The following is a 23,377-nucleotide window of genomic DNA, read 5'->3' as shown; positions in this document are numbered from 1 at the left end:
TTTGATAAATAGAATGATTTAGGGGAATACAATGGAATGGTTAATTATATTAACGATCATGGTCGTCGTTCTCGTCGTGCCAGTGATGTTAGCTGCAAAAATGCTCAATGCTCGCAATAGCGGTTTTTTCAGTGCTTTACTGGCAGTTATCGCTGCAGCTATTGCTAACGCATTAACGGGATCATTCTTCCATAATCCTTGGCTTGCGGCACTGTTAGCAATTATTGTAACGGCGGTCTGCTTTTCTCTTATTTTAGGAGCTCGATTTTTGCAAAGTCTAGGAATTGCAATCTTGGCTTACATTATTCAGGTAGGCTTGGTATTTTTGCTTGCTACCTTTGGCCTCGCTGCAGGCAGTACTTTGGGGCTTTCATTGTGATGCTTTATCTGAAGAGGCAACCCACAGTACAAACTTCATCAATAAACTAGGCCGATGTTATATTGGATCATTATCGCCGCCTTTGCTATTCCGGCTTATTATACGTGGTACGAAAGGCAGCGAGAAAAACAACGGCAATCGATTCGACAACAACGCATTCATCAAAAACTAAGCAAGAAATCAGATAGCAATTGATAACATTGATGATTATTAAGATAGAGAGAATGGCGTTTGGGTAGGTTGGCTGTTATTCTCGAGGTCTTGATATTAATCTGAGCCGCGTAGGTTAGATTAGCGAAGCGTAACCCAACGGAAGATATTGAGCGAATAATTTTAATTTGGAAAATGTTGGGTTTCTTTCATCAACCCAACCTACGAGATTTGAGTCTACGGTTAATCTCGATAACATAAAGTGAATCTGGTCATCGTAGGTTGGGTTAGCGAAGCGTAACCTGATTAATGAATTAAAATCGATAATCTTAATTTTTTAAAAAGGAAAACTATGAAACTTGCATTTTTAACCCTTTTGTCTCTTCTTTTACTTTCTTGTGCTAGCAAACCGACTTATGAGTACCGAGAAGCTCCCTCGATTGACGCTTCGAGTATGACTGCTGCCATTCCAGTGAAGTTAGATAACCTTCAGTATCCAAAAAAGGCAGCCAGAAATGGAGTGGAAGGCTGGGTCTACTTTGAGTTTGAGTTAAATGAATCGGGTGAACCAAGAAATATCAAAGTGCTTGATTCGCATCCAGAGTACATATTTGTCAGAGAAGCAACCAAGTCTATTAGAAAGTGGCAATTTAAGAAGTTTCCTGGGATCGAAAAATATCGATATTTACTGGAGTTTAAGATCGCAAACTAGCTTCGGCATCATCTTTTAACGATCGTTTCATATTATTTAATGAATGTTGGGTTTCTTTTATCAACCCAACCTACGAGATTTGAGTCGACGATTAATCTCGATAACATAAAGTGAATTCGGTCAGCGAAGGTTGGGTTAGCGAAGCGTAACCCAACAAAAAGGCATCGACCGAATGGTTTTAACTTGAACGATGTTGGTTTTTTCATCAACCCAACCTACGAGATTTGAGTCGACGGTTAATGTCGAGCTCATGAAGTGAATCTGGTCAGCGAAGGTTGGGTTAGCGAAGCGTAACCCAGCAAAAAGCATCAAACGAATGATTTTAACTTGAAGGACGTTTGGGTTCTATCCTCTGTATAGGTAACGAGACGATCATTTGCTTTCGATAGGAGTCTTATCAACTCGGCTTAAATATTGACGGTACCATCGAAGAACCCATAAACAAAAGACAATAAATAAGATAGGAATACCGATGGCAAAAATCAATTGTTGAATCGTGGTCAATACTATCTCCGGTGTCTCGCTAGGCACTAACCATTGACGGCCAATGGGACCATTTGAAAAAAGACTATTGGTCACTAAGTTCCAACCGAAATGAAGTGCAATCGGGGTAAATACTGAGCGAGTGATGGCAAATGATTTTGCCATTATGAAACCGAATCCTCCGGTTAATAAGAGTACGTAGATCATATTAACCCACTGACCCCAAATGCCGTAAGAAAACCAATGGTAACCACCAAAACACAGTGCCGAAATTAAGCAAGCTCGATTTTCTTTAATCGCTTGAATTAAAAACCACAACAATACTCCGCGAAATATAAGTTCTTCATAAACAACGGAGTTAAAGTTCCAGCGAAGGCTTTCTAGCACAAGAGAAACGTTTAGTTCAGGGTTGGCAATCCACTCAAAGTCTTTCCAGTGCCCGACGAGTAAGTATTGGCTGGCGGCGAAACAGCCTGCAATCGTTACTCCGGTCACAGATTCATTTAAGCGGCGTAAAGGATGGTTAAATCCTAGAACTCGTATTGATTGTTGACGCCATTTCAGAATACCCCATGAGGCAGCCAGTAAGATAATTCCTATCATGTTTACGTTCCTTTCAGTCCTTTGAACCGTCCAGTCAAAAAATAATTTTTACCGTAAGAAGCATCCTATCAGCCTTTTTAAATAAACAACAGTTAGGTGGGTGTAATGGTGTGTAATGTTGCTTTGTGTTGCTGTCAGGTAAGTTTAATTCTCCAACTTTATTTAAGGAGAAAGTTATTATGAAACGATTTTTTCTAACCATTATGTCAATTGGATTGGTGCTATTTTCAAGCCAACTAACGGCTGAAGTTTTAGCTTGTACTAATATTGCTAGTGTAAAAAATTCGGCCGATGCCTCAAAAAATAATGCGGCCGGTGGTCATTTGAACTCACACATAAAAGGTCAAACTCCACCAGCAGGATATTCTCAATTGAATAAAACCATGTTTGCGTCTGTTGATGATTGGAATACGGCTTATAGTGCTCTAGAAAGACAGAACCCTGCTTTAGACTGCAACACCGCTGCTAATATTGGAGATAAAGCAGCAACTCACATAGCACTTTCTCAAACCGCGTATCAATGCACCGCTGTTGATAGTAACGGTAAATGTACGGCAAGTAGTCCAGTGGCTTCTGCAACGGTGACCTATGTGGTTAAAATGGTTCAAAACGGCGAGTCGAAAAATTGGATTATTTTGACGGGTTATCCTCGCTCATCGAGTAGCGACTAGCCATACTGTTCAACTCACAGAGCGGTTGTCTCTGTGAGTTGGGGTGGCACTAGTGCTTCTCTTCTATTTATTATGATTAAGCCCAAGCCAGCAAAGAAACCAACGATGCTACCAATCACGACAAACTCTAGTTCGACAAGTGTCGCACCACTAAGAATACCTAAACCAATCGCGCTAAATATTCTGACAGGAAAACTGCGCCATTTCTTTAACACGAAAAATTCCATTATCGACGTGGCAATGATCGCTTGAATTCCAATAAAAATATAGGCAATACCGATTAACTCTACCAGTGCTCGAAGCGGTAGAAATGGATCCTCTCCCGAGTCAATCAAGCTAATTGAACCATGACTTTTAAGATCAATGTAACTGTAAAAAAGTAGTGCGCCCAAAATCGGAGGCAGGTTAATCCCCAATAGATATCGATAGGCTCTAAAGCGATTCATCGTTTGTTTATTCCCTGCAAGAGGTTAGTCGAAAGGATTCAATGGCAAAGGGAGTTTACCGCGCAATGGCGCTTTGACTCAATGAAAAGGCCTGTGTTATTAGGTGAGAAAAGCGAAATAAATAGAGGGCATCCATAAGTAAATAGACATAGTAAATAGTGGACATCCAAAAGAAACGGTTGAATGCGGGTAGAGAATGGTATGTTAAAAATATTTGACATGAGTCATTTGTGGGGCTAAAGTCTATGTTAAATATATTTAACATAGTAAAAAGAACGTTGATGAGGCCAAAATGCTCACTCATGTTCTCTGGATAGATTCCGAGGAGTGGAAAATGTTTTTGCGAGAGATGTCATTTCAAGAGAAATCGGCGTGGATAATGATCTTAGCGTTGATCATCAGTGGGTTCTTTTACTTTAGCGGCGTAGTCCACCTATCGATGAGTCTCGGTTCGTTAGTTCCTCCGTTATTGCCCTCGCTGATCAAGTACACGGTGACCTTAGTAATTATTTCTGCGGTAAGTCATATTGTGATGGCCGCAATGAATCCGAAAGAAGCGAATCAAAAACTCGACGAACGAGAGCGTGGTATTTTTGATCGAGCCGGTCATTGGTCTGGTTTTATTTTAGGGTTTGGAGTGGTCATGGCGTTGGGCGGATACTTGTTTAGTTACAATGGAGATATTATGTTTTACACCATTCTAGCAACACTCATGTTGGCACAAATCGCTGAGTACGTACTGCGAATAGTGTTTTATCGTAAGATGATGTGAGCCATGGCGAAATTATTACCCATCATTAACGGTGTAAAAAATTTACGCGAAGAGCGGGGCATGACTCAAGGTGAGCTTGGAGAAGCCGTTGGTGTGACTCGACAGACCATTGCGGCCATTGAGCAACGTCGTTACTCACCATCGTTAGAGACGGCATTTCGAATTGCAAGAGAGTTTAATGTGGGATTCGAGCAGGTGTTTTCTTGGGACGAAGAAAGTGAATGAGAAAGAGACTACTTAACTCTTAAAAAAATGGCGCTCAGGTTGAGCGCCAAAGACAGTTGCTAATTAGAAACTCAAGCTTTTTTATCGTTTATTCAATCCAAATCAAATCGGTCGGCATTCATAACCTTTACCCAAGCATTGACGAAGTCTTTAACAAACTTATCATTAGCGTCTTGTGCTCCATAAACTTCGGCAATGGCTCTTAGTTGTGAATTAGAACCAAATACGAGATCCACCCGTGTTGCGCTCCACTTTTTGTTTTTGGTTGCTCGATCAATGCCTTCAAACAACTCGGCTTCTTTTGAGGTGGGTTGCCATTGAATATCCATGTCTAGTAAGTTGACAAAAAACTGATTATTTAATTGACCTGGAGTCGATGTCAGCACGCCGTGTGAAGATTGCTCATAGTTTGCATTGAGCGCACGTAACCCGCCAATCAATACGGTCATTTCAGGCGCTGTTAGCGTTAACAATTGTGCGCGATCCAATAACAACTCTTCTGCAGATACCGCTAGGTTTGGCTTTAAGTAATTTCTAAAACCATCGGCGATAGGTTCCATAACATCGAATGATTCTGCATCGGTTTGCTCGTCAGTAGCATCGGTGCGACCAGGTGCAAAAGGTACACTGATTTTTGAGCCCGCATCGTTCGCAGCTTGTTCAATGGCAGCGTTCCCTCCGAGAACGATGAGGTCGGCCAGCGATACTTTTTTGCCATTGCTCTGTGCACTATTAAAAGCTTCTTGAATGCTGGTTAAAGCGTTTAAAACTTTGTCTAATTGCGCGGGTTGGTTCGCTGCCCAATCTTTTTGCGGTGCCAAACGAATTCGAGCGCCATTGGCTCCACCGCGGCAATCAGAACCTCGGAAGGTGGATGCTGATGACCAAGCCGTGTAAACCAACTCCGAGAGGCTAAGATCAGACGCTAAAATTTTCTGCTTCAGCACTTCAATATCGGCATCGTCGATTAACGGATGATCAACCGTCGGAATGGGATCTTGCCAAATCAAATCTTCCTCGGGAACTTCAGGACCTAAGTAACGCGATTTTGGGCCCATGTCGCGATGGGTCAGTTTGAACCATGCGCGGGCAAAAGCATCGGCGAATTCTTCTGGATTTTTATGAAAATGCTCAGAAATTTTTCGATACTCAGGATCTTCACGCATCGACATATCAGCGGTGGTCATCATAATGCCGACCTTTTTGCTAGCGTCTTCGACATCGGGTGCGTGATGATCTGCGGCCAGATCTTTAGCGACCCATTGGTGCGCTCCCGCAGGACTTTTACTCAGTTCCCACTCGTATCCGAATAATACGTCGAAGTAACCGTTGTCCCATTGAGTCGGATTGGGTGTCCAAGAGCCCTCTATGCCGCTAGTAATCGTATCGCGGCCGTTACCCTTGCCATATTGACTGGTCCAACCGAATCCCATTTCGTGTATTTCTGCCGCTTCTGGCTCAGGCCCGACATTGGCTGCATCGCCAGCACCGTGACATTTTCCGAAGGTGTGGCCTCCGGCAGTTAGAGCAACGGTTTCATAATCGTTCATTGCCATTCGAGCGAAGGTGTCGCGTACATCTTGTCCTGATGCCACAGGATCGGGGTTGCCATCTGGACCTTCAGGGTTTACATAGATAAGCCCCATTTGAACAGCGGCGAGGGGGTTTTCTAAATCGCGCTTGCCACTGTAGCGCTCGTTGCCAAGCCAGGTATCTTCGGCACCCCAATAGATATCTTCTTCCGGTTCCCAAATATCTTCGCGACCACCACCAAATCCAAAGGTTTTGAATCCCATGGTTTCTAGAGCAACGTTTCCAGCGAGAATAAATAGGTCGGCCCACGAAAGTTTGTTGCCGTATTTCTGTTTTACGGGCCAAAGTAATCTTCGAGCTTTGTCGAGGTTGGCGTTGTCTGGCCAACTGTTTAGAGGAGCAAAGCGTTGATTGCCAGTTGATGCTCCGCCACGACCATCGCCGGTTCGGTAAGTGCCAGCCGCGTGCCAAGCCATTCGAATCATAAAAGGACCGTAGTGTCCGTAGTCGGCCGGCCACCAATCTTTAGAATCAGTCATGATCTCAGCGAGATCAGCTTTTACGGCAGCAAGGTCGAGCGATTTAAAAGCTTCGCGATAATCAAACGATTCGCCAAGAGGATTCGATTTTTGATCATTTTGATGAAGGATTTTTAAGTTCAGTTGATTCGGCCACCAATCTTTATTTTGAGTTCCGGCGCTGCCCATTCGAGTGTTTCCACCGTGCATCACTGGACATTTACCGTGGCTGTCGTTGCTCATGAATATCTCCTTGTAAGATACATTGTAAGACCAGCGTTCATTGATTGGTCTTTAGAAATGATGCATTAACTATAGGCGTCTTAATGCGGTTTCGAAAGTGAGTTTTAACGAACACTCGCTTCGTGAAAAACGATTGAGTTCGAAGAAATGAAAGAAATCTTCGATTGAAAAATGGCGGACGTTAACTATTCGTCCGGTTAGCGTTCATCTAGGCGTGAATTAACTACACTTAACCTGACTTATATCAAAGCTTACGGTTTATGTCGGTATTAAATTGAGAAAAAGTTGATGAACTAACAAGGGAGTAAATCTATGAAAAACTTTCCAGAGCACTTTAAAGAACTAAACGTTTGGATGGAAAAGCTTGGCGCGGAAATTCCTGAAGCTATGCAAGGTTTTGCGACTTTGCATGAAGCAAGTATTAAGTCAGGTGCGTTAGACAGTAAAACCAAAGAATTGATCGCCTTGGGCATTGCTATTACGGTTCGCTGTGATGGTTGCATTTCCTTTCATGTTCACGATGCGTTGCAAGCCGGAGCCACTAAAAATGAAATTGCTGAAACAGTCTCGGTCGCTATTCTTATGGGCGGAGGGCCATCGGTAGTGTATGGCATTGAAGCATTACAAGCTCTGAGTCAGTATGAAGAACAGGGGCTGTAAATTAACTAACACTTGGTACTGATGCCAGAATTTTCGATGAATTCACTGGCGTCAGTGCCTACTCTTCGATAACCTTCACTCTTGAAAAACGGAATCGTATGCAGGGTCGCATGCTCGAGATTGAGGCAAAGGACTGTACAAACTGACTATTTCTAGTCAATCGATGTCGCTAGAAAATCCCAGTCGACAACTAATCTATTGAAGGATAATTATGATCGTCCCTTATTATTGGTCGCAATCAAAAGTTAAAAAAGTCGTCAATGGACAGCAGTTTACTGTCATGCGCTTTGGCTGGTCAGATGAAAGTGAAGAGGCTGCAAAGCAGCTCGCTGACAGTCGATTAGCCGAAGCCATTCAAACTTTAGAAAGCGAAGGCGATGTTCGACGGATCGATCGTAAAGTCTCTTACAATGGATCTGAAGGCGTTCCCATTCGCGAAGAAGTCATTGAGAAAATTGATGATATTGTTATTTCTCGAAATGCATACGGTGCACTGTGTTTAAATACACCCGACGTTTTGTTTGCCGATATCGACTTTGATCAAGAAGCGGCGTTTTCAACCATCGTTATTTCAGGAATTCTTGTATTATTGATGTCGATTTTGACGGCAGTCATTACTGGTTATGTTTGGATCTTTATTCTCGGATTGTTTTTGTCATTACTCTTTGCTTCACCTTTAGCCACTCTGTTTTTTAACCTAAAGCTTAAGCTAACGGGCGGCGTAGAAAAAAGCCGGTTGCAAGCGATTGAAAAAGCATCGGCTGCTTACCCGACGCTGCATATGCGAGTGTATCGAACACCGAACGGATTTAGAGTCTTGATAATGAACGATACTTTCTCACCAACCAGTGAAGAGACGGTACAATTGCTCAAAAGTCTGAATTCTGATTCTGTTTATATTCAAATGTGCAAGAATCAAAAATGCTTTCGAGCACGGATAAGCCCAAAACCTTGGCGTATTGGTGTTGAGCGACTAAAGCCACGACCGGGTATTTGGCCGATCAAACCTGAAAAGCTCGCAGAACGAGAGCGATGGGTTCGCAGTTATGAACATCGTTCGCGTAATATTGCCTCGTGTCATTTTGTAATGTCTCTCGGAAGCGATGATGTTCACCAGAAAGCGGAGCGTGTTCAGCAGATTCATGATGAGAAATGCTTGGCAATGAAAACGGATTTACCGTTAGCTTAAACTTTTAATGGACCGCGATTATGAATCGCATTGAGGAAACAAATATGAATCTAAAAGTATTAATCTTTCTACTGATGACTTTGCCTTTATCGGCTGCTGACGTGATCGAAAAAGCGGAGAAGGATGAAGTTTTTCTTATTGAAAAAGATAACCCTGATATGTTGCAGGCCTACAAAAAGGCTAGGAGTAGCCTACACACTTTCTTAGCAAAGTACGAACAGTCCACTGCCAAAGACGCTTTTTTCATAAAAGTTAAAATTACAGAAAACGACAATACTGAATATTTCTGGTTGAATCCAATTACGATCAAGGGTGATAACTCGTTTGTCGGTTCTCTTAGTAATGAACCTCAACTCGTGACCAATGTGGTCTATGGTGAAAGCATCAGTTTTTCAAAAGCCGATATATATGATTGGATGTACTACGAAAACAATAAAATGTACGGCAACTTTACCGCGTGTGCGCTGTTAAAAAAAGAGTCGAAAGAGCAACGTGAAGCCTTTATGCAGGCCTACGGATTAAGTTGTGAAAACTAAACAACAACAGATTACAGTGTACCAATTTCTTTAATTGGTCATTCGAACGGCCCGCGTTCAGAGACTCAATCTCGTCAATTCGAGTAATTGCAGGTGTTTAGTAAAGTTATAAAAACACCTGCCTTATTCTGTAAGCAAAGAAAATAGCCCATTTCTTGACTCCTTCAGGGGTTATTATTCCAATAATGAAGCCGTTTGCATTATCAATGTGATGGCTGTCCTCATTTTCGTTAATTCATTTCTGTGATGAGAATCTTATAAATAACAGTAACTTATGCGTCTGAGTTGGCATCTCATGTCGGCGGATGTCAGAAAACTTTAATTTTTATTTAAAGATTGTGATGACCGCCGCAAGTTGGTTGTTTTTTCATCAAGAAATCCCTGAATCGTCGATAAATACCCTGCACTTAACAAACTAACTGACAGGATACGATTCATGAGCCAACTTTTTTCTTCTTCTTTCTCTTTCCGCAGTCAATGGATGCTGATTGTTGTTTTCTTCATCGCATTCAGCCACATGGGAGTGGAAGCGAAAAAAGGCGGCGTTAAAGCGCAAGCCAATCCTGCGCCTGAGTTGGTGGTTCATGCCCCAACCGACGGCAGCACCTTGGTGGCTGGTGAGCCAATCACCTTCTCAGCCAGCGCCACTGATCCTCAAGAAGGCAACTTAAATCATTGGATCAACTGGCATTCAAACGTGAACGGCTGGTTAGGCATTGGTGGCGAGATCTCTCGCACTTTGTCAGAAGGCACTCACCGTTTAACGGTGCATGTGACCGATTCAGACGGCAACCGAGCGCAACAGATTTTAACGCTTAACGTCACCGCGTACGTGAACCAGGCACCGACCTTGTCATTGCTTGAACCGACTTACGCAGCGACTTACTACGAAGGGGACAGCCTTGTCTTCGCGGCCACCGCGGGTGACGTTGAAGACGGCGACCTCAGTGATTCGGTTACCTGGTCTTCAAACCTTGATGGTTTTATTGGTCAAGGCAACGGCTTTAGCGGTGCCCTAAGCGTGGGCGAGCACATCATCACCGCCATGGTTCAAGACAGCCATGGTGCGAGTGTCGAGCAAACCACACAGGTGACCGTATTAGCACTTGAAGTGGCCGCGCCACAGCTGACAGTGTTGTCACCGATTGCTGGCAACAGCTACGACAGTGCGCAAGCGGTGATTTTCCAAGCGACCGCTGACGATGCGCAACAAGGTAACTTAAACCACTGGATCAACTGGCATTCGAACTTAAACGGTTGGTTGGGCATTGGTGGTGAAATCAGCAAAGTATTGAAAGTAGGCACGCATCGCATTACGGCGCACGTGACTGACTCAGATGGCAACCGCAGCCAATCGATCTTTGAAATCATCGTCGCGGCGGGAGCAACAGTAAACCAGCTACCGAGCTTAAGTGTTGCGTCACCCTTAGCGGGCAGCAGCCACGACAGCGGCAGTGTGGTGACCTTGCAAGCATCAGCGAACGATGCGGAAGACGGTGACTTAAGCGCGAGCATTGAGTGGGTGTCGAATCGTGATGGGTTATTGACGGTGGGTGGTTATTTCCAAACTACGTTAAGCGATGGTGAGCACACCATTACAGTCACCGTGACCGACAGTGATGGCGCTAGCCGCAGTGAGAGTTTCAGCATCACCATGGTGGCGGTACAAAATAACGGTGGGCAAGCCACGGTACATTGGGTCGCACCGACGGAAAATACCGACAACAGTGCATTAACCAACTTAAGTGGCTACCGCGTGTATTTCGGAGACAGCATGAACAACGTAAAAGCGCAGTCGGTGTGGGTGGATGCAAGCAACACGCAAGTGACCATCGACGGCTTAAGCCAAGGCGTTACTTACTACTTCAGTGTGGTGGCGGTGAATGATGAAGGGTTAGAAAGTGACTTATCGAATGTCGCGAGTAAAACCATTCAGTAACCGAGTTGGGGCATGAGTTTTCGAGTTAGGATTTTCCCTGCAAGACTCTCAAACTGAGAGTGTTAGTGCCACGGATGATTTCCTCACGCCAAGAACGGCGATGTTGATGGGCCTCTTACGAGGCCCTTTTTTTTATTTGGCTTTTGAGGCTTTGGCTTTAAGTAACGGTTTTAAAAAACGACCCGTGTGTGAAACTTTAGATTTTGCAACGTCTTCTGGTGTACCGGTTGCAATAATTTCTCCACCTTTGTTACCACCTTCTGGGCCTAGATCAACAATCCAATCCGCGGTTTTGATCACATCCAAGTTATGTTCAATCACCACGATGGTATTTCCATGATCGCGCAATCGATGGAGTACCGCGAGCAGTTGATTGACATCGTGAAAATGCAATCCTGTGGTCGGCTCATCGAGAATGTAGAGTGTTTGCCCAGTGTCACGCTTACTCAATTCGCGGGACAGTTTAACCCGTTGCGCTTCACCACCGGATAGTGTCGTTGCTGCTTGACCCAATCGAATATAAGACAAGCCGACATCCATTAGCGTTTGAAGTTTTCTTGCGATGGCTGGCACAGCATCAAAAAACTCACGGGCATCTTCAACGGTGAGTTCCAATACTTCGTGAATATTGCGGCCCTTGTATTGAACTTCTAAGGTTTCTCGATTGTAACGTTTGCCTTTACACACATCACAAGGTACATAAACGTCGGGCAAAAAGTGCATTTCTACTTTAATAACACCATCGCCTTGACACGCTTCACAGCGTCCACCTTTAACGTTAAAACTGAAACGTCCAGGTTTATACCCGCGAGCCCGTGCTTCTTGAGTTCCCGAAAATAATTCTCGAATTGGAGTAAAGATTCCGGTGTAAGTGGCAGGGTTTGATCGAGGGGTTCGACCAATAGGGCTCTGATCAATATCGACCACTTTGTCGAAGTGTTCTATGCCTTGATGTTTGCTATGTGGCGCGGGTGAAATTGATTCCGCTCGATTGAGTAATCGAGCGGCTATGGGGTAAAGCGTATCGTTAATTAACGTTGACTTTCCGCTGCCTGAAACGCCAGTAACGCACGTAAACAAACCGACAGGAATTTCCAAGTCGACTTTCTTCAAGTTATTGCCCGTTGCGCCAAACAATTGAAAGGTTTTTTCCGCATCAAAAGCATGACGCTTTTTAGGGATGGCGATTTCTTTTTTACCCGATAGATATTGTCCAGTAAGCGACTTTCGACTCTTACAAATTTTTTCGTAATTACCTTCAGCAATTATTTCACCACCATGAACGCCAGCACCTGGCCCAATATCAACAATGTGATCGGCGGTACGAATAGCATCTTCGTCATGCTCGACCACAATAACGGTGTTGCCTAAGTCGCGTAAGTGGGTCAGGGTTTTTAACAAGCGATCGTTGTCGCGTTGGTGCAAACCAATCGAAGGTTCATCGAGTACGTACATAACACCGACTAACCCTGCGCCAATTTGACTGGCCAAGCGAATACGTTGCGCTTCACCACCAGAGAGAGTATCAGCCGATCGCTCTAGAGTTAGATATTCCAATCCCACATTGACCAAAAAGCCAAGACGAGCCAGTATTTCTTTTAAGATTTTATCGGCGATCTTTCCTTTCGCCCCGGTTAATTTTAGCTTTTCAAAATAGCCATAACTATCACCGATGGGCATTGAGGTAATATCGGGAAGTCCTTTATTTTTAATTAATACGCTTCGCGCATCGGTTCGTAATCGAGTACCTTCACAGCTCGGGCAAGCCTGATGCGTCATGTATTTACTTAACTCTTCGCGTACGGCTTGTGATTCGGTTTCTCGATAGCGGCGCTGCATATTAGGAATAACGCCTTCGAACGGATGGTTACGCACATAGATATCACCGCGATCATTGACGTAGTTAAACTCTATGGAGGTGCGGCCACTGCCATACAAAATGACTTTTTGAATTTTCTTTGGCAGATCATCAAACGGAGCTTCGATATCAAAGTCGTAGTGTTCTGCTAACGACTTAAGCATATGATAATAATAAATACTGCGACGATCCCAACCACGAATGGCACCGCCGGCTAATGATAATTCTGAATTGTGAATAACCCGCTCAGGATCAAAAAAGTTATCAACACCGAGACCATCACATTCTGGACACGCACCGGCAGGATTATTAAAAGAAAAAAGTCGCGGCTCTAGCTCGGTCAAGCTGTGGCCACACTCTGGGCAAGCAAATTTCGCAGAGAACAAGAGGTCGTCTTTCTCGCCATCCATAAAATGAATTTGCGCTAAGCCTTCAGCTAGCTCGAGTGCGGTTTCAAACGATTCGGCGATACGCTGCTGTAAATCTTTACGAACTTTAAACCGATCGACCACTACCTCGATGGTGTGTTTTTTGTGCAAATCCAATTTAGGTGGACTGGCTAAATCGTAAACTTCGTTGTTGATTCTTGCGCGAACAAACCCTTTAGCTTGTAACTCTTGAAAGAGTTGCACATGCTCGCCCTTGCGATTGCGAACCACTGGCGCAAGTAACATCAGTTTGGTGCCTTCTGGTTGTGCTAACACCAGGTCAACCATTTGCGAGACGGTTTGAGCTTCAAGCGCAATGTGATGGGTTGGGCAGTAGGGGGTTCCAACACGCGCAAACAACAGGCGTAGATAATCGTAAATCTCGGTGATGGTTCCAACCGTTGATCGTGGATTATGAGAGGTTGATTTTTGTTCAATTGAAATAGCCGGCGATAATCCTTCGATGTGATCGACATCGGGTTTTTCCATCAAGGATAAGAATTGCCGCGCATAAGCAGACAAAGATTCGACATAGCGGCGTTGACCCTCGGCATACAGCGTATCAAAGGCCAGTGACGACTTTCCTGAGCCAGATAGCCCAGTAATGACGATTAATTGGTCGCGCGGGAGTTTAAGATTGATATTTTTCAGGTTATGAGTGCGTGCACCCCGTACTTCAATGCTATCCATCGTGTATAATGACCGCCTTTTTAGCAATGTTCATTGTTTTACCATGAACGTTATACGTCACGATTAACGTAATGAATGTAAGCCGTCGATCATAATATGGAAAAGACTCAACAATCCAGCGCCATGAACACCACTGAGAAGAAAGCTGCGTTTTCGCTTAGCGCCGTCTTTGCTTCGCGTATGCTCGGGCTCTTTATGGTGTTACCCGTTTTTGCGGTTCTCGGTGAGTCTCTCGATCAGGCGACCCCACTGCTCATCGGGTTGGCTATTGGCGCTTATGGCTTGACCCAAGCGGTGTTTCAAATTCCGTTTGGTCGATTATCCGATCGTTTTGGCCGTAAGCCCGTCATTCTCGCCGGATTACTTTTATTCGCGGTAGGTTCAGTGGTCGCTGCCTTGTCTGAAAGCATCTACGGAGTGATTGCAGGCCGCTTGTTGCAGGGCTGCGGCGCGATTGCCAGCGCGGTCATGGCGCTAGCAGCGGATCTGTCGCGCGACGAACAGCGCAGCAAGGTAATGGCTTCTATTGGTATGAGCATTGGTTTAGCGTTTACCATTGCCATGTTCAGCGGGCCTTTTGTCGCGGAGCATTTTGGTCTTTCTGGCGTTTTTTGGACCACCGCTATTCTGGCGGTTCTCGCTGCACTTATCATTCTTTTTCTAACGCCCTCGCCGCAGCATCGCTATGTTCAGCGTGATGTGGTGGCTGGCAAAGGGCAAATGCGCCAGATCTTGCGTCATCCCCAGCTTTGGCGATTGGATTTGGGGATATTTGCTTTACATTTCTTGCTGACGGCATTTTTCGTCGCCTTCCCACACAAACTCACCGCAATGGGCGTGTCGCTAACCACCAGTGGTTGGATATACTTGGCGGTGATGGGGATTGCGGTGGTGTTTATGGTGCCGTTAATCATTACGGCCGAGAAGAAGTGGCTGCACCGCCAAGTAATGGTGGTGGTGATGTGTGCCATCGCCGGGTTAGAAGTGATTATTGGCTACAACGATTGGTCGTTATGGGCGCTGATCTTACTGATGGGTCTGTTCTTTGCCGGCTTTAATGTGATGGAAGCGTTGTTCCCATCGCTAATTTCACGCATCGCGCCGCCATCGGCGAAGGGCGCGGCTTTGGGAGTGTATTCGACCAGTCAATTTTTAGGAGCCTCGTTAGGTGGTCCTATTGCGGGCTATTTGGCACAGACTTATGGTTTATCAGCAACTTACAGTGCTGGAGCAATCATTGCGGTGTTGTGGGCAGTGGCAGGTTTGGGATTAAAGTCGCCTCCGAGATTGACCTCATACACCCTCACAGTACATCATATAGAGAATGAAGCGCGTCTTAACGCTTTGCTTGATGATATTTATGCCATTCGCGGCGTCGCTGAAGCCGTCGCTTTACCCGAAGCAGGCGCGGTGTATTTAAAAGTCGACAAGCAAAACCTAGATGAAGACGCATTATTAAAATTAAAGCAATCGGTGAGTGTGTAATAGTTTTCATTACGCAGGTAGCCCTTAAACAAGTACAGCCTATTGCTGTAGAGGAGAACGTTCATGGCCAGTCGAGGCATTAATAAAGTCATTTTAGTTGGCAACTTAGGTAATGACCCTGAAATTCGGTACACCGCAAATGGTGGAGCGATTGCTAACTTGTCTATTGCCACGTCTGAACAGTGGAAAGATCGTAACTCGGGTGAAATGCGCGAGAAAACTGAGTGGCATCGAGTCGTGATTTTTGGCAAGTTGGCAGAAATCGCTGGTGAATATTTGCGTAAAGGTTCGCAAGTGTACCTTGAAGGCAAATTGCAAACTCGTAAATGGCAAGATCAACAAGGCCAAGACAAATACACCACGGAAGTTATTGTTGATATCAACGGCGTTATGCAAATGCTTGGCGGTGGTGCTGGTGGTCGTAGTGGTGGTGACAACTATCAACAACAATCGTCACAGCAAAATTATGGACAACAACAAAACTACGGTCAGCAAGGTCAGCAAAATCAAGGCGGCTTTAATCAAAATCAAGGCGGTGGCCAACAATCTGCGCCACAGCAAGACAGTGGTTTTAGCGACAACTTTGACGACGATATTCCGTTTTAGAGGTCATCTTAGACTTATCTGAATAATCATTCAAAGCTGATACTCAAAAAAGCCCTTTTCTAAAGGGCTTTTTACTGTCTAAGTGTATTGTTAGGCACCGACTCACTCTCTCCTATTGCAAATCACACAGCCGAAAGGGTTGTTTGCAATCGGTGGTATTCGAAAGCACTTCACTGTAATTGGGTAGTTTGGATAAAATTTCTCTTATTTTTGATGAGTTGATGGGCTCGCTAGTATGATTGACAGTAGCCTGCTGACCATTGTCTTTAACAGGCTGATCATTGACTTTAACAGGCTGATCATTGACTTTAACTTGTAACATCAAAAGTAAGGGTTCACTCCAGATAATTTCATACGAAGTCGAAGTGTATAAAATATTCAATGCTTGGTTACCTAGAGTAATAATTTCATCTTGTGTATAGAAGTAATCGATGGATTGATTATCTTCTAACTTCATCGCTTTATGTTTGTCTGACATAGCTAAAATAACATCACTGCATTGTTCGATAATAATATTTTCTTTGTTGATGGGGTGCGATGAGAACCACCATTGTAACGAGTAATCTTGACTTTTAATGATGGATAAAACGGAATTTTGGAACTGTTGTATTTGTTCAGTGCTTAATATGATAGAAAAGTCAAATATCGCTGCATACCCGCTTTGGCGATCAACCATTAGAAAATTAAATTCATTTGATGAATTTACTTCCCATGAATAGATGATGAATGGGCCAATAGCTATCGTTTTCATAGAATGCTCGGTGCAGAATTTGAATTGGGTAGTTCTTTATCCATCGGTGACTTATTCGACCGACTTATCAAAGAGCCGAAGTTTGCTGTTGCCTCATCATGAATATGTTTAAATATATAGGCATGTTCGAACTCGCTCAGCCTTGCTTCAGGAGAGTGTTCGAATCTCAATGTTTCTAAATCTAAACAAGAACTTACCTCTAACTCCTCAGGAAGAATATGCGTCGCTATAAATAGTGTGTGTGTATTTTTTAGTTGATTAAATAGTTTACATAAATTGTGAATATTGTTCTGATCGAGACCTTCAAATGGTTCATCGAGCAATAGAAAAGCTCGGTTATGCAACAGTGCTCGCGCAATGGATAATCTTTTTAACTCTCCTCCGGATAAACGACGAGATCCTTCACCTAGAAACTCATCAAGTTGATTCAGGCTAGTTAGATTGACGGCTTCTAGCACCTGATATATTTCTTCATCTGAAAATGACTTTCCGAGGGTCAGACTCTCTCGTAAGGTACCATATAGTTCTAACTCAGATGAAGAGACATAGATTGCTTGAGGCTGTAAGGAGTCGATACTACTAACATTATTTATTTGTAAACTTCCTGTTGCCTCGTTTAATCCAACCAAGGCTTTTAAAAGTGATGTCTTACCTATGCCCGAGCTGCCAAGAATAATATGGTTTCCATGCGCTTTAAAAGAAACCGTTAATGGAGGAAATTGGCTGTGCCGAGCTTCATACTTATTCAGATCGATTGAATTTACCTCACTAGATGAAAAGCGGTCAGAGAAAAAATTATTAGACGGATAGATTTTTGATGGATAATTTTTTGATGGATAGTTTTTTAACGAATAATTACTAGAAGGACTCATTGGCAAACGAGTCGCTTGGTTGATTTCAATTTGACCTATGGAGGCACTTTTAATCAGTTCTTTGATTCTATCATGGCTCACTTGCATGTTTGTTAATTGCGCAGGTAGTTTTAAGTAGGCTCCTAACCATTCTGCTACTAAAAACAAGAGTGTTAGTAATAGAATGTCAATGGGTTGATGAACCTGCAGGTTTCCTCCGATGACCATCACCGCCAACACAACCATACCAGCTATCTGAAGCAATGAATTTGCCTTTTGTGATTGAGACTCATTAATCCTATCGAGATCGTTTAATTTCTCTATGCTTACCTTTGGCATCGTTTGATATAAGTGCCATAAAGGCGCTGAGCGATGAAAATGCTCGAAGTCCATTTGAACGTCACTCTCTAGTTTGCGACGTTGTTTGGCAGTTCTTCTACTGGCAACTAGAAGAGCGCAAAAAAGCATTGTAAAAATGAGGGTGATTGATACAGTCGCGATCAAAAAACTAGGCAGTAGCATCAAACTAAGCGCATTAAGAACCGTTAAAGTGGCGACAAGGCTAATTAGTTGTGAATGACCATATACCCAGATGGCAGCAGCTTGTTGTGCGTGATGATTCACTTCATCGAGTTTTTCTGACGAGGTAGGCTGTCGAATGTCGGCGTTTTGCTCGAGAATATTATTGATGGTTGGGGCATTATTGTTGGTTAGAACATTATTGTTGGTTAGAACATTATTGTTGGTTAGAACATTATTGTTGGTTGGAGCATTGTTCTGCGTAAGGCTGGTAAACATCCGTTTGATCAGTAACACTCTAAATGTCGATAATTTACTGAACAAATATTGATGACCGATAATTTTCTCACCGTAACCACTCGCAATACGAGTTAACGCGAGTGCTCGAATAATCACCGCCGGTAGCATGTAATTGAGAGTCGTTCCAAAGGTAGCTGAGGCCGCAATAAACCAAGTAGAGACCATCAGCAACCCCAATGTGGTGAAGTTGACCAGTAGGATCAATATCAACGTTGTCCATTTGGCTGCTCTATCTCTCACGAACAATCACTCCGTTATCGATTTTCCAAATTTGATCAAACCACTGAGTCGGAAGTGCTCGATGGCTGGCCCAGATTATCGTCTTATTTTGAAAATTGGAGCGAATAGCTTGGCTCAGGTTTTGGTGCATGGTCTCGGTTAAGTAGGCGGTGGGTTCGTCTAAAAAAATAACCTCTCGCTGACTTAATAAGATTCTGGCTAAAGCAAGTCGTTGCTTCTCTCCTCCCGACAAAGCGGGTGTTAGGCTCATTATTTGATCTAGGTTGTTAAAGCGACTAAACCACTCTGTGAGCTCAACTTGACCCAATTTAGAAAGTAAGGTGTCATCATCAATGGAATGATCCAGTTGCAAGTTATATCTAAGGCTGCCTGGTAGAATCACCGGGCGCTGATGCATTTGAGCAATCGGTACATCTAGCTGGTGAGTTGCTGGATACTCTCCTGCTAGGGCGCTCATTAACAATGTTTTTCCAGCGCCGGATGGGCCGAGTAGTAATATTTTATCGCCTTGATTGATGGTCAGTTCAGGTGCCGTCAATTCAGGTTTTGAAATGTTAAAATGTTTTATTTCTATCTTGCCACTTCTCCAAGCGATGGATTGAGTCTTTGTTTTTTCTGACAACGAAAGAAAATTCGTTAATTTATCTTTGGCGACTTCATAATCTCTCTTCTGATGGTAACGCTGACCCAGCAATTTTAAGTCTGCGAGAATCATTGGGCTTATTAATAGAATGAAAAAGCCGTTGGAGAAAGTTAACTCGTCAACAATATTAACTTCACCTAAAAGATCGAAGCCGATCAGAACCGCGATGATAGCCATGGTTAGTGTTGTGAAGAAGTCGATTACTGAGCCGTTAAGAAACGCCACCGATAAAACCTTTAATGTCTTAGTGTTAAGGTGTTTCTCTGCTGAGCTTAGCTGCGCTGCTTGTTCTTCACTGGCTTGATATTGAACGATTAACTCGGCATTCATATATCGGTTACCAAATTGATTGCCCAATTGTTCAAACGCCGATAAATATTCCTTCTGCATTTTCGCCGTTTTACTACCAATGATGATCATAAATAATGGAACCGTTGGCAGTGCAATGACTATTGCTAGAGCAATTAATGGCGCATGGTAAAACAAGACGGCGATTAATATTATTGGATGAACAACCGCTAGTAGTTTCTGAATTTGAAACTGACTAAGGTAGTCGGCTATTTGTTGAGTAAATAGCTGAAGATAATTTCTGGTTTCATGTAACGTATAGTGCTTAACCGCCGTATAACCATGGTGTTCGAAGTGTTCGATGAGCACTCGGTTTAAGTTCTTTTCGTTATACCGTGCGTAGCACTGTTCGATTGCCTGACTGAGTTGTCGAAATAGAATCGATACCGCTGTAAATACTAAAACCAACACCAATGAGCTTTCAAGGGTTGGCTTTAACCCTAGCATGTTACAAATAATAGTTGTGTTTAATTTTTCCGATGTTTCAAGAACCAAGGAAGACAGACGAGCAAAATAATAGCTCGCTATTAGCATTGATAGGAGTGAGAAAGCTTTGCTAAAAACGAGCAGCGCAGTAAACCGGCGGTTCGGTTTACTGGCTTGCTCAAGTGCTTGCAGACTGTTAAAAGACATTTACTCTTCGCGATCCATATCTTCGTTGGCTTCAAGCCACATGGCATTGATAATACCAAATGCGCATGCCAACAGAACGCCAAGAATCCAAGTGAAGTACCACATGATTCAACTCCTTAATAAATGGTGTGTGAATGATCCAGCTCAGACTCACGGATCTTTCCGCGCATCACATAAAAGCTATAGACCGTGTAACTTAAAACGATAGGAACGAAGATGCAGGCAACGATAAACATGGTTTTAAGCGTCATTTCACTTGAGGTGGCATCCCATAGTGTTAATCCAACGTTAGGATCAGCACTGGATGGCATCAAGAATGGAAACATTGATAAACCCGCGGTTAAGATGATGCCCGCAATCATCAATGAGCTCATTAAGAAAGCTTGCCATGAACGTCCCTTATAGCTAAAGAGTGCCGACAAAATGCCTGCCAAAATAGCCAGTGTTGGCGCCATAACAAAGGCAGGATACGCTGAGTAGTTGTTCAACCAAGCGCCGGTTTCCGTGGTGACTATTTTATTGGTTGGGTTTGAAGTCGCTTGCGTGTCGATAATCGATTGTACTAAATGACCATCGATTTGAGTTAGCCATAAACCACCGATCATAAATAAAATAATTGTTGCCAGTGACAACCAAAAGCTAGCCGCTTGTGAGCGTCGTAACAAATCGTCATGAGTTTTCATTTGTAACCAATTGGCTCCATGAGCCAACAGCATCGTGACGGAAACCAGCCCTGCTAAAATTGAAAACGGATTCAGTAAATCAAAAAAGTTTCCGTCAAATGCTGGGCGCAATGTGTCATCGTATGAGAAGGGCAAGCCAACCAATAGATTTCCAAAAGCAACACCAAAAATTAATGCAGGAATAAGACCTCCGGCAAACAACGCCCAGTCCCAGGCATTGCGCCATTGCTTGTTAGGCAACTTACTGCGATAGTCAAATCCAATAGGGCGCATCCACAAGGCGATGAGCGTTACAGCGAGGGCTAAGTAGAGACCAGAAAATGCGGCTGCATAGACGAGTGGCCAAGCAGCAAACAATGCACCGCCGGCAGTGATAAACCAAACTTGATTTCCATCCCAGTGAGGTCCAATCGAGTTGATCATGACTCGTCGTTGCTCATCGGTTCTTCCGACGATGCGGAGTAACGCGCCGACACCTAAGTCAAAACCATCGGTAACGGCAAAACCAATGAGTAACACACCCACCAGACACCACCAAATGACGCGTAACGTTTCGTAATCTAACATGAGTCTGCTCCTTAGTTGTATGCTGGTAATGGTGTAGTCTTGGCTGTATCTTCAGGCTCATGAGGTCCGGCTTTTGCAAACCGTTTCATGAGATAGAAGCCGACAATAAACATCACACCGTAAAACAACGTGTAGAGAATTAAGGTAGTGATAACCTCGGCAACCGTTAGATTTGAAACGGATGCATGGACCGGAAGCACTTCGGCGATAGACCAAGGTTGTCGTCCAAATTCTGCGACAAACCAGCCTGCTTCGGAAGCAATCCAAGGCAGCGGCAAAGACCAGAAAGCGAGCTTTAGTAACCAACGGGGTTTCGTAATCTTATGCTTCGCGCTGTAATAAAAAGCGGTGGCAAAAATGATCAACATTATGAATCCGCAAGCCACCATAAGACGAAAGCTCCAAAACAAAGGGGCTACCGGTGGAATGCTGTAGTCGACCGCTCGATCAATGGCGGTTTCATTGGGTTGTGTTATGTCATTGGCGAATGGTTGCAATAGAAGTGCGTAACCAAGATCGTCTTTATGGGCTTCGAACAAGGCTTTTTGCTCATCGTTCGCGGTGCCTTTTCGAATATCATCGAGCACTCGATAAGCTTGAACACCGGATAGAATTCTCTCGCGATGTTCAATTTTGTGTTGCTTAATGCCTTGTACTTCTTCATCGAGAGAGCGGGTTGCAATAATGCCCATCAACCATGGAATTTGCACTGCGTAGTCAACGCTTTCCGTTTCATCATTGGGAATACCAATCAGTGTAAACGGAGCGGGAGCTGGGTGCGTATCATATTCAGCTTCGATCGCCGCAAGTTTTACTTTTTGAACATCACCTAACTCATAACCACTCTCGTCTCCTAAGACGATAACGGATAAGGTCGCTGCGAGCCCAAAACTTGCCGCTATAGCAAACGATCGACGAGCGAAAGCAATGTGCATGTTTTTCAACAGGTAATAGCTAGAGATTGCCAATACAAACATGGCGCCCGTCACGTAACCTGCAGAAACGGTATGAACGAACTTTACTTGTGCAACGGGGTTGAAAATAACGTCAGCAAAACTCGTCATTTCCATACGCATGGATTCATGATTAAACTCGGCACCGACTGGATATTGCATCCAGCCGTTGGCGATCAAAATCCATAACGCTGATAAGTTCGAACCAATGGCGACCAGCCAGGTGGCCATTAAATGTTTTACTTTAGACAGCTTTCCCCAACCAAAGAAAAACAAACCGACGAAAGTCGATTCGAGGAAAAAATGCCATCAGACCTTCAATAGCCAGAGGTGCTCCGAAAATGTCGCCAACATAGTGACTGTAATACGACCAGTTCATACCAAACTGAAACTCCATGGTTAAACCGGTAGCGACACCCAACGCAAAATTGATTCCAAAAAGCTTTCCCCAAAATTGAGTCATGCGCTTATAAATTTCTTTGCCAGTCATCACATAGACAGACTCCATGATCGCCAGCAAAAAACTAAGCCCTAGCGTCAAAGGAACAAATATAAAGTGAAACATTGCGGTCAATGCAAACTGCCAGCGCGATAGCTCTACTAATGTATCGCTCATTTAGCTTTCTCCTATTGCAGTAAATTTAAGTGAGATTCGTTACTTTCGACTCTCGTAGTGCAGGGTATGTGCCAAGCCGTGCTAGTTGATAAAAATCAATGACTTAGGGAAAAGCTCAGAAGAAATTTCGCGGAATCAATAAATGCA

At 43.8% G+C, this 23,377-nt stretch carries 20 protein-coding genes and 1 pseudogene; 11 read left to right on the top strand and 10 right to left on the bottom strand.

Annotated features, from left to right (window positions below):
• Positions 1–31 precede the first annotated feature (31 nt).
• Positions 32–379, top strand: a complete 348-nt coding sequence (locus tag Q9312_RS08570) for a hypothetical protein (protein WP_309204173.1) — start codon at positions 32–34, stop codon at positions 377–379.
• 502 nt (positions 380–881) lie between these two features.
• Positions 882–1,241, top strand: coding sequence for an energy transducer TonB (locus Q9312_RS08565; RefSeq protein WP_309204172.1), 360 nt, complete (start codon positions 882–884; stop codon positions 1,239–1,241).
• Between the two features lie 372 nt (positions 1,242–1,613).
• Here Q9312_RS08565 and Q9312_RS08560 read toward each other — a convergent pair whose 3' ends face one another.
• Positions 1,614–2,327: a CPBP family intramembrane glutamic endopeptidase gene (locus Q9312_RS08560; RefSeq protein ID WP_309204171.1), complete on the bottom strand. Its 714-nt coding sequence runs from the start codon at positions 2,325–2,327 to the stop codon at positions 1,614–1,616.
• A 179-nt stretch (positions 2,328–2,506) separates the two neighbouring features.
• Between Q9312_RS08560 and Q9312_RS08555 the strand changes: the two genes are divergently transcribed.
• On the top strand, positions 2,507–2,998 hold the full coding sequence (locus Q9312_RS08555; RefSeq protein WP_309204170.1) for a hypothetical protein: 492 nt from the start codon (positions 2,507–2,509) through the stop codon (positions 2,996–2,998).
• Positions 2,999–3,012: 14 nt separating this feature from the next.
• On the opposite strand, the gene Q9312_RS08550 is transcribed toward Q9312_RS08555, so the two are convergent.
• The gene (locus Q9312_RS08550) at positions 3,013–3,444 is read right to left on the bottom strand and encodes a hypothetical protein (RefSeq protein WP_309204169.1); all 432 of its coding nucleotides are present in this window, start codon (positions 3,442–3,444) and stop codon (positions 3,013–3,015) included.
• 334 nt (positions 3,445–3,778) lie between these two features.
• Between Q9312_RS08550 and Q9312_RS08545 the strand changes: the two genes are divergently transcribed.
• Both Q9312_RS08545 and Q9312_RS08540 read left to right on the top strand, forming a co-directional pair.
• On the top strand, positions 3,779–4,216 hold the full coding sequence (locus tag Q9312_RS08545) for a hypothetical protein (protein WP_309204168.1): 438 nt from the start codon (positions 3,779–3,781) through the stop codon (positions 4,214–4,216).
• Between the two features lie 3 nt (positions 4,217–4,219).
• Entirely contained in the window at positions 4,220–4,441 is a 222-nt protein-coding gene (locus tag Q9312_RS08540; RefSeq protein WP_309204167.1) for a helix-turn-helix transcriptional regulator, read from the top strand.
• Positions 4,442–4,533: 92 nt separating this feature from the next.
• Here the strand turns inward: Q9312_RS08540 and katG are convergent, their stop codons facing one another.
• Positions 4,534–6,735, bottom strand: a complete 2,202-nt coding sequence (katG, locus tag Q9312_RS08535) for a catalase/peroxidase HPI (protein ID WP_309204166.1) — start codon at positions 6,733–6,735, stop codon at positions 4,534–4,536.
• 312 nt (positions 6,736–7,047) lie between these two features.
• On the opposite strand from katG, the gene Q9312_RS08530 reads away from it, so the two are divergent.
• The 4 genes from Q9312_RS08530 (at position 7,048) to Q9312_RS08515 (ending at position 11,059) form a co-directional block, all read left to right on the top strand.
• On the top strand, positions 7,048–7,395 hold the full coding sequence (locus tag Q9312_RS08530; protein WP_309204165.1) for a carboxymuconolactone decarboxylase family protein: 348 nt from the start codon (positions 7,048–7,050) through the stop codon (positions 7,393–7,395).
• Between the two features lie 211 nt (positions 7,396–7,606).
• On the top strand, positions 7,607–8,584 hold the full coding sequence (locus Q9312_RS08525; protein WP_309204164.1) for a hypothetical protein: 978 nt from the start codon (positions 7,607–7,609) through the stop codon (positions 8,582–8,584).
• Between the two features lie 44 nt (positions 8,585–8,628).
• Entirely contained in the window at positions 8,629–9,120 is a 492-nt protein-coding gene (locus Q9312_RS08520; RefSeq protein WP_309204163.1) for a YegJ family protein, read from the top strand.
• A gap of 436 nt (positions 9,121–9,556) precedes the next feature.
• A complete protein-coding gene (locus Q9312_RS08515) occupies positions 9,557–11,059 on the top strand; it encodes a fibronectin type III domain-containing protein (protein WP_309204162.1) in 1,503 nt (500 codons plus the stop codon).
• Positions 11,060–11,191: 132 nt separating this feature from the next.
• On the opposite strand, the gene uvrA is transcribed toward Q9312_RS08515, so the two are convergent.
• A complete protein-coding gene (gene uvrA, locus Q9312_RS08510; protein WP_309204161.1) occupies positions 11,192–14,035 on the bottom strand; it encodes an excinuclease ABC subunit UvrA in 2,844 nt (947 codons plus the stop codon).
• Between the two features lie 96 nt (positions 14,036–14,131).
• Between uvrA and Q9312_RS08505 the strand changes: the two genes are divergently transcribed.
• A complete protein-coding gene (locus Q9312_RS08505; RefSeq protein WP_309204160.1) occupies positions 14,132–15,520 on the top strand; it encodes an MFS transporter in 1,389 nt (462 codons plus the stop codon).
• 63 nt (positions 15,521–15,583) lie between these two features.
• Positions 15,584–16,126, top strand: a complete 543-nt coding sequence (ssb, locus tag Q9312_RS08500; protein ID WP_309204159.1) for a single-stranded DNA-binding protein — start codon at positions 15,584–15,586, stop codon at positions 16,124–16,126.
• A gap of 112 nt (positions 16,127–16,238) precedes the next feature.
• Here the strand turns inward: ssb and Q9312_RS08495 are convergent, their stop codons facing one another.
• From Q9312_RS08495 to Q9312_RS08470, 6 genes and pseudogenes are all read right to left on the bottom strand, one after another.
• Positions 16,239–16,877 (bottom strand): hypothetical protein, encoded by a 639-nt coding sequence (locus tag Q9312_RS08495; protein WP_309204158.1) that lies wholly within the window; start codon positions 16,875–16,877, stop codon positions 16,239–16,241.
• On the bottom strand, positions 16,874–18,787 hold the full coding sequence (locus tag Q9312_RS08490) for an ATP-binding cassette domain-containing protein (protein WP_309204157.1): 1,914 nt from the start codon (positions 18,785–18,787) through the stop codon (positions 16,874–16,876). The genes Q9312_RS08495 and Q9312_RS08490 overlap by 4 nt, the downstream gene beginning before the upstream one ends.
• Positions 18,777–20,411, bottom strand: a complete 1,635-nt coding sequence (locus tag Q9312_RS08485) for an ATP-binding cassette domain-containing protein (protein ID WP_309204156.1) — start codon at positions 20,409–20,411, stop codon at positions 18,777–18,779. Before Q9312_RS08485 ends, Q9312_RS08490 begins: the two co-directional genes overlap by 11 nt.
• Complete coding sequence (gene cydX / locus Q9312_RS08480) at positions 20,412–20,516, bottom strand: cytochrome bd-I oxidase subunit CydX (RefSeq protein WP_309204155.1); 105 nt, start codon at positions 20,514–20,516, stop codon at positions 20,412–20,414.
• A gap of 11 nt (positions 20,517–20,527) precedes the next feature.
• A complete protein-coding gene (gene cydB, locus Q9312_RS08475; protein ID WP_309204154.1) occupies positions 20,528–21,661 on the bottom strand; it encodes a cytochrome d ubiquinol oxidase subunit II in 1,134 nt (377 codons plus the stop codon).
• Positions 21,662–21,672: 11 nt separating this feature from the next.
• Positions 21,673–23,230 (bottom strand): annotated as a pseudogene (locus Q9312_RS08470) (cytochrome ubiquinol oxidase subunit I).
• Positions 23,231–23,377: the final 147 nt, after the last annotated feature.

It is taken from the genome of Pleionea litopenaei (assembly GCF_031198435.1).
In the GTDB taxonomy this organism is placed as follows: domain Bacteria; phylum Pseudomonadota; class Gammaproteobacteria; order Enterobacterales; family Kangiellaceae; genus Pleionea; species Pleionea litopenaei.
This window is presented reverse-complemented; position numbering and strand designations above follow the sequence as displayed.

Excerpts from the sequence above, each read along its gene's own strand:
- Q9312_RS08570 (WP_309204173.1), top strand. The coding sequence starts at position 32 with ATGGAATGGTTAATTATATTAACGATCATGGTCGTCGTTCTCGTCGTG.
- Q9312_RS08565 (WP_309204172.1), top strand. The coding sequence starts at position 882 with ATGAAACTTGCATTTTTAACCCTTTTGTCTCTTCTTTTACTTTCTTGT.
- Q9312_RS08560 (WP_309204171.1), bottom strand. The coding sequence starts at position 2,327 with ATGATAGGAATTATCTTACTGGCTGCCTCATGGGGTATTCTGAAATGG.
- Q9312_RS08555 (WP_309204170.1), top strand. The coding sequence starts at position 2,507 with ATGAAACGATTTTTTCTAACCATTATGTCAATTGGATTGGTGCTATTT.
- Q9312_RS08550 (WP_309204169.1), bottom strand. The coding sequence starts at position 3,444 with ATGAATCGCTTTAGAGCCTATCGATATCTATTGGGGATTAACCTGCCT.
- Q9312_RS08545 (WP_309204168.1), top strand. The coding sequence starts at position 3,779 with ATGTTTTTGCGAGAGATGTCATTTCAAGAGAAATCGGCGTGGATAATG.
- Q9312_RS08540 (WP_309204167.1), top strand. The coding sequence starts at position 4,220 with ATGGCGAAATTATTACCCATCATTAACGGTGTAAAAAATTTACGCGAA.
- katG (WP_309204166.1), bottom strand. The coding sequence starts at position 6,735 with ATGAGCAACGACAGCCACGGTAAATGTCCAGTGATGCACGGTGGAAAC.
- Q9312_RS08530 (WP_309204165.1), top strand. The coding sequence starts at position 7,048 with ATGAAAAACTTTCCAGAGCACTTTAAAGAACTAAACGTTTGGATGGAA.
- Q9312_RS08525 (WP_309204164.1), top strand. The coding sequence starts at position 7,607 with ATGATCGTCCCTTATTATTGGTCGCAATCAAAAGTTAAAAAAGTCGTC.
- Q9312_RS08520 (WP_309204163.1), top strand. The coding sequence starts at position 8,629 with ATGAATCTAAAAGTATTAATCTTTCTACTGATGACTTTGCCTTTATCG.
- Q9312_RS08515 (WP_309204162.1), top strand. The coding sequence starts at position 9,557 with ATGAGCCAACTTTTTTCTTCTTCTTTCTCTTTCCGCAGTCAATGGATG.
- uvrA (WP_309204161.1), bottom strand. The coding sequence starts at position 14,035 with ATGGATAGCATTGAAGTACGGGGTGCACGCACTCATAACCTGAAAAAT.
- Q9312_RS08505 (WP_309204160.1), top strand. The coding sequence starts at position 14,132 with ATGGAAAAGACTCAACAATCCAGCGCCATGAACACCACTGAGAAGAAA.
- ssb (WP_309204159.1), top strand. The coding sequence starts at position 15,584 with ATGGCCAGTCGAGGCATTAATAAAGTCATTTTAGTTGGCAACTTAGGT.
- Q9312_RS08495 (WP_309204158.1), bottom strand. The coding sequence starts at position 16,877 with ATGAAAACGATAGCTATTGGCCCATTCATCATCTATTCATGGGAAGTA.
- Q9312_RS08485 (WP_309204156.1), bottom strand. The coding sequence starts at position 20,411 with ATGTCTTTTAACAGTCTGCAAGCACTTGAGCAAGCCAGTAAACCGAAC.
- cydX (WP_309204155.1), bottom strand. The coding sequence starts at position 20,516 with ATGTGGTACTTCACTTGGATTCTTGGCGTTCTGTTGGCATGCGCATTT.
- cydB (WP_309204154.1), bottom strand. The coding sequence starts at position 21,661 with ATGTTAGATTACGAAACGTTACGCGTCATTTGGTGGTGTCTGGTGGGT.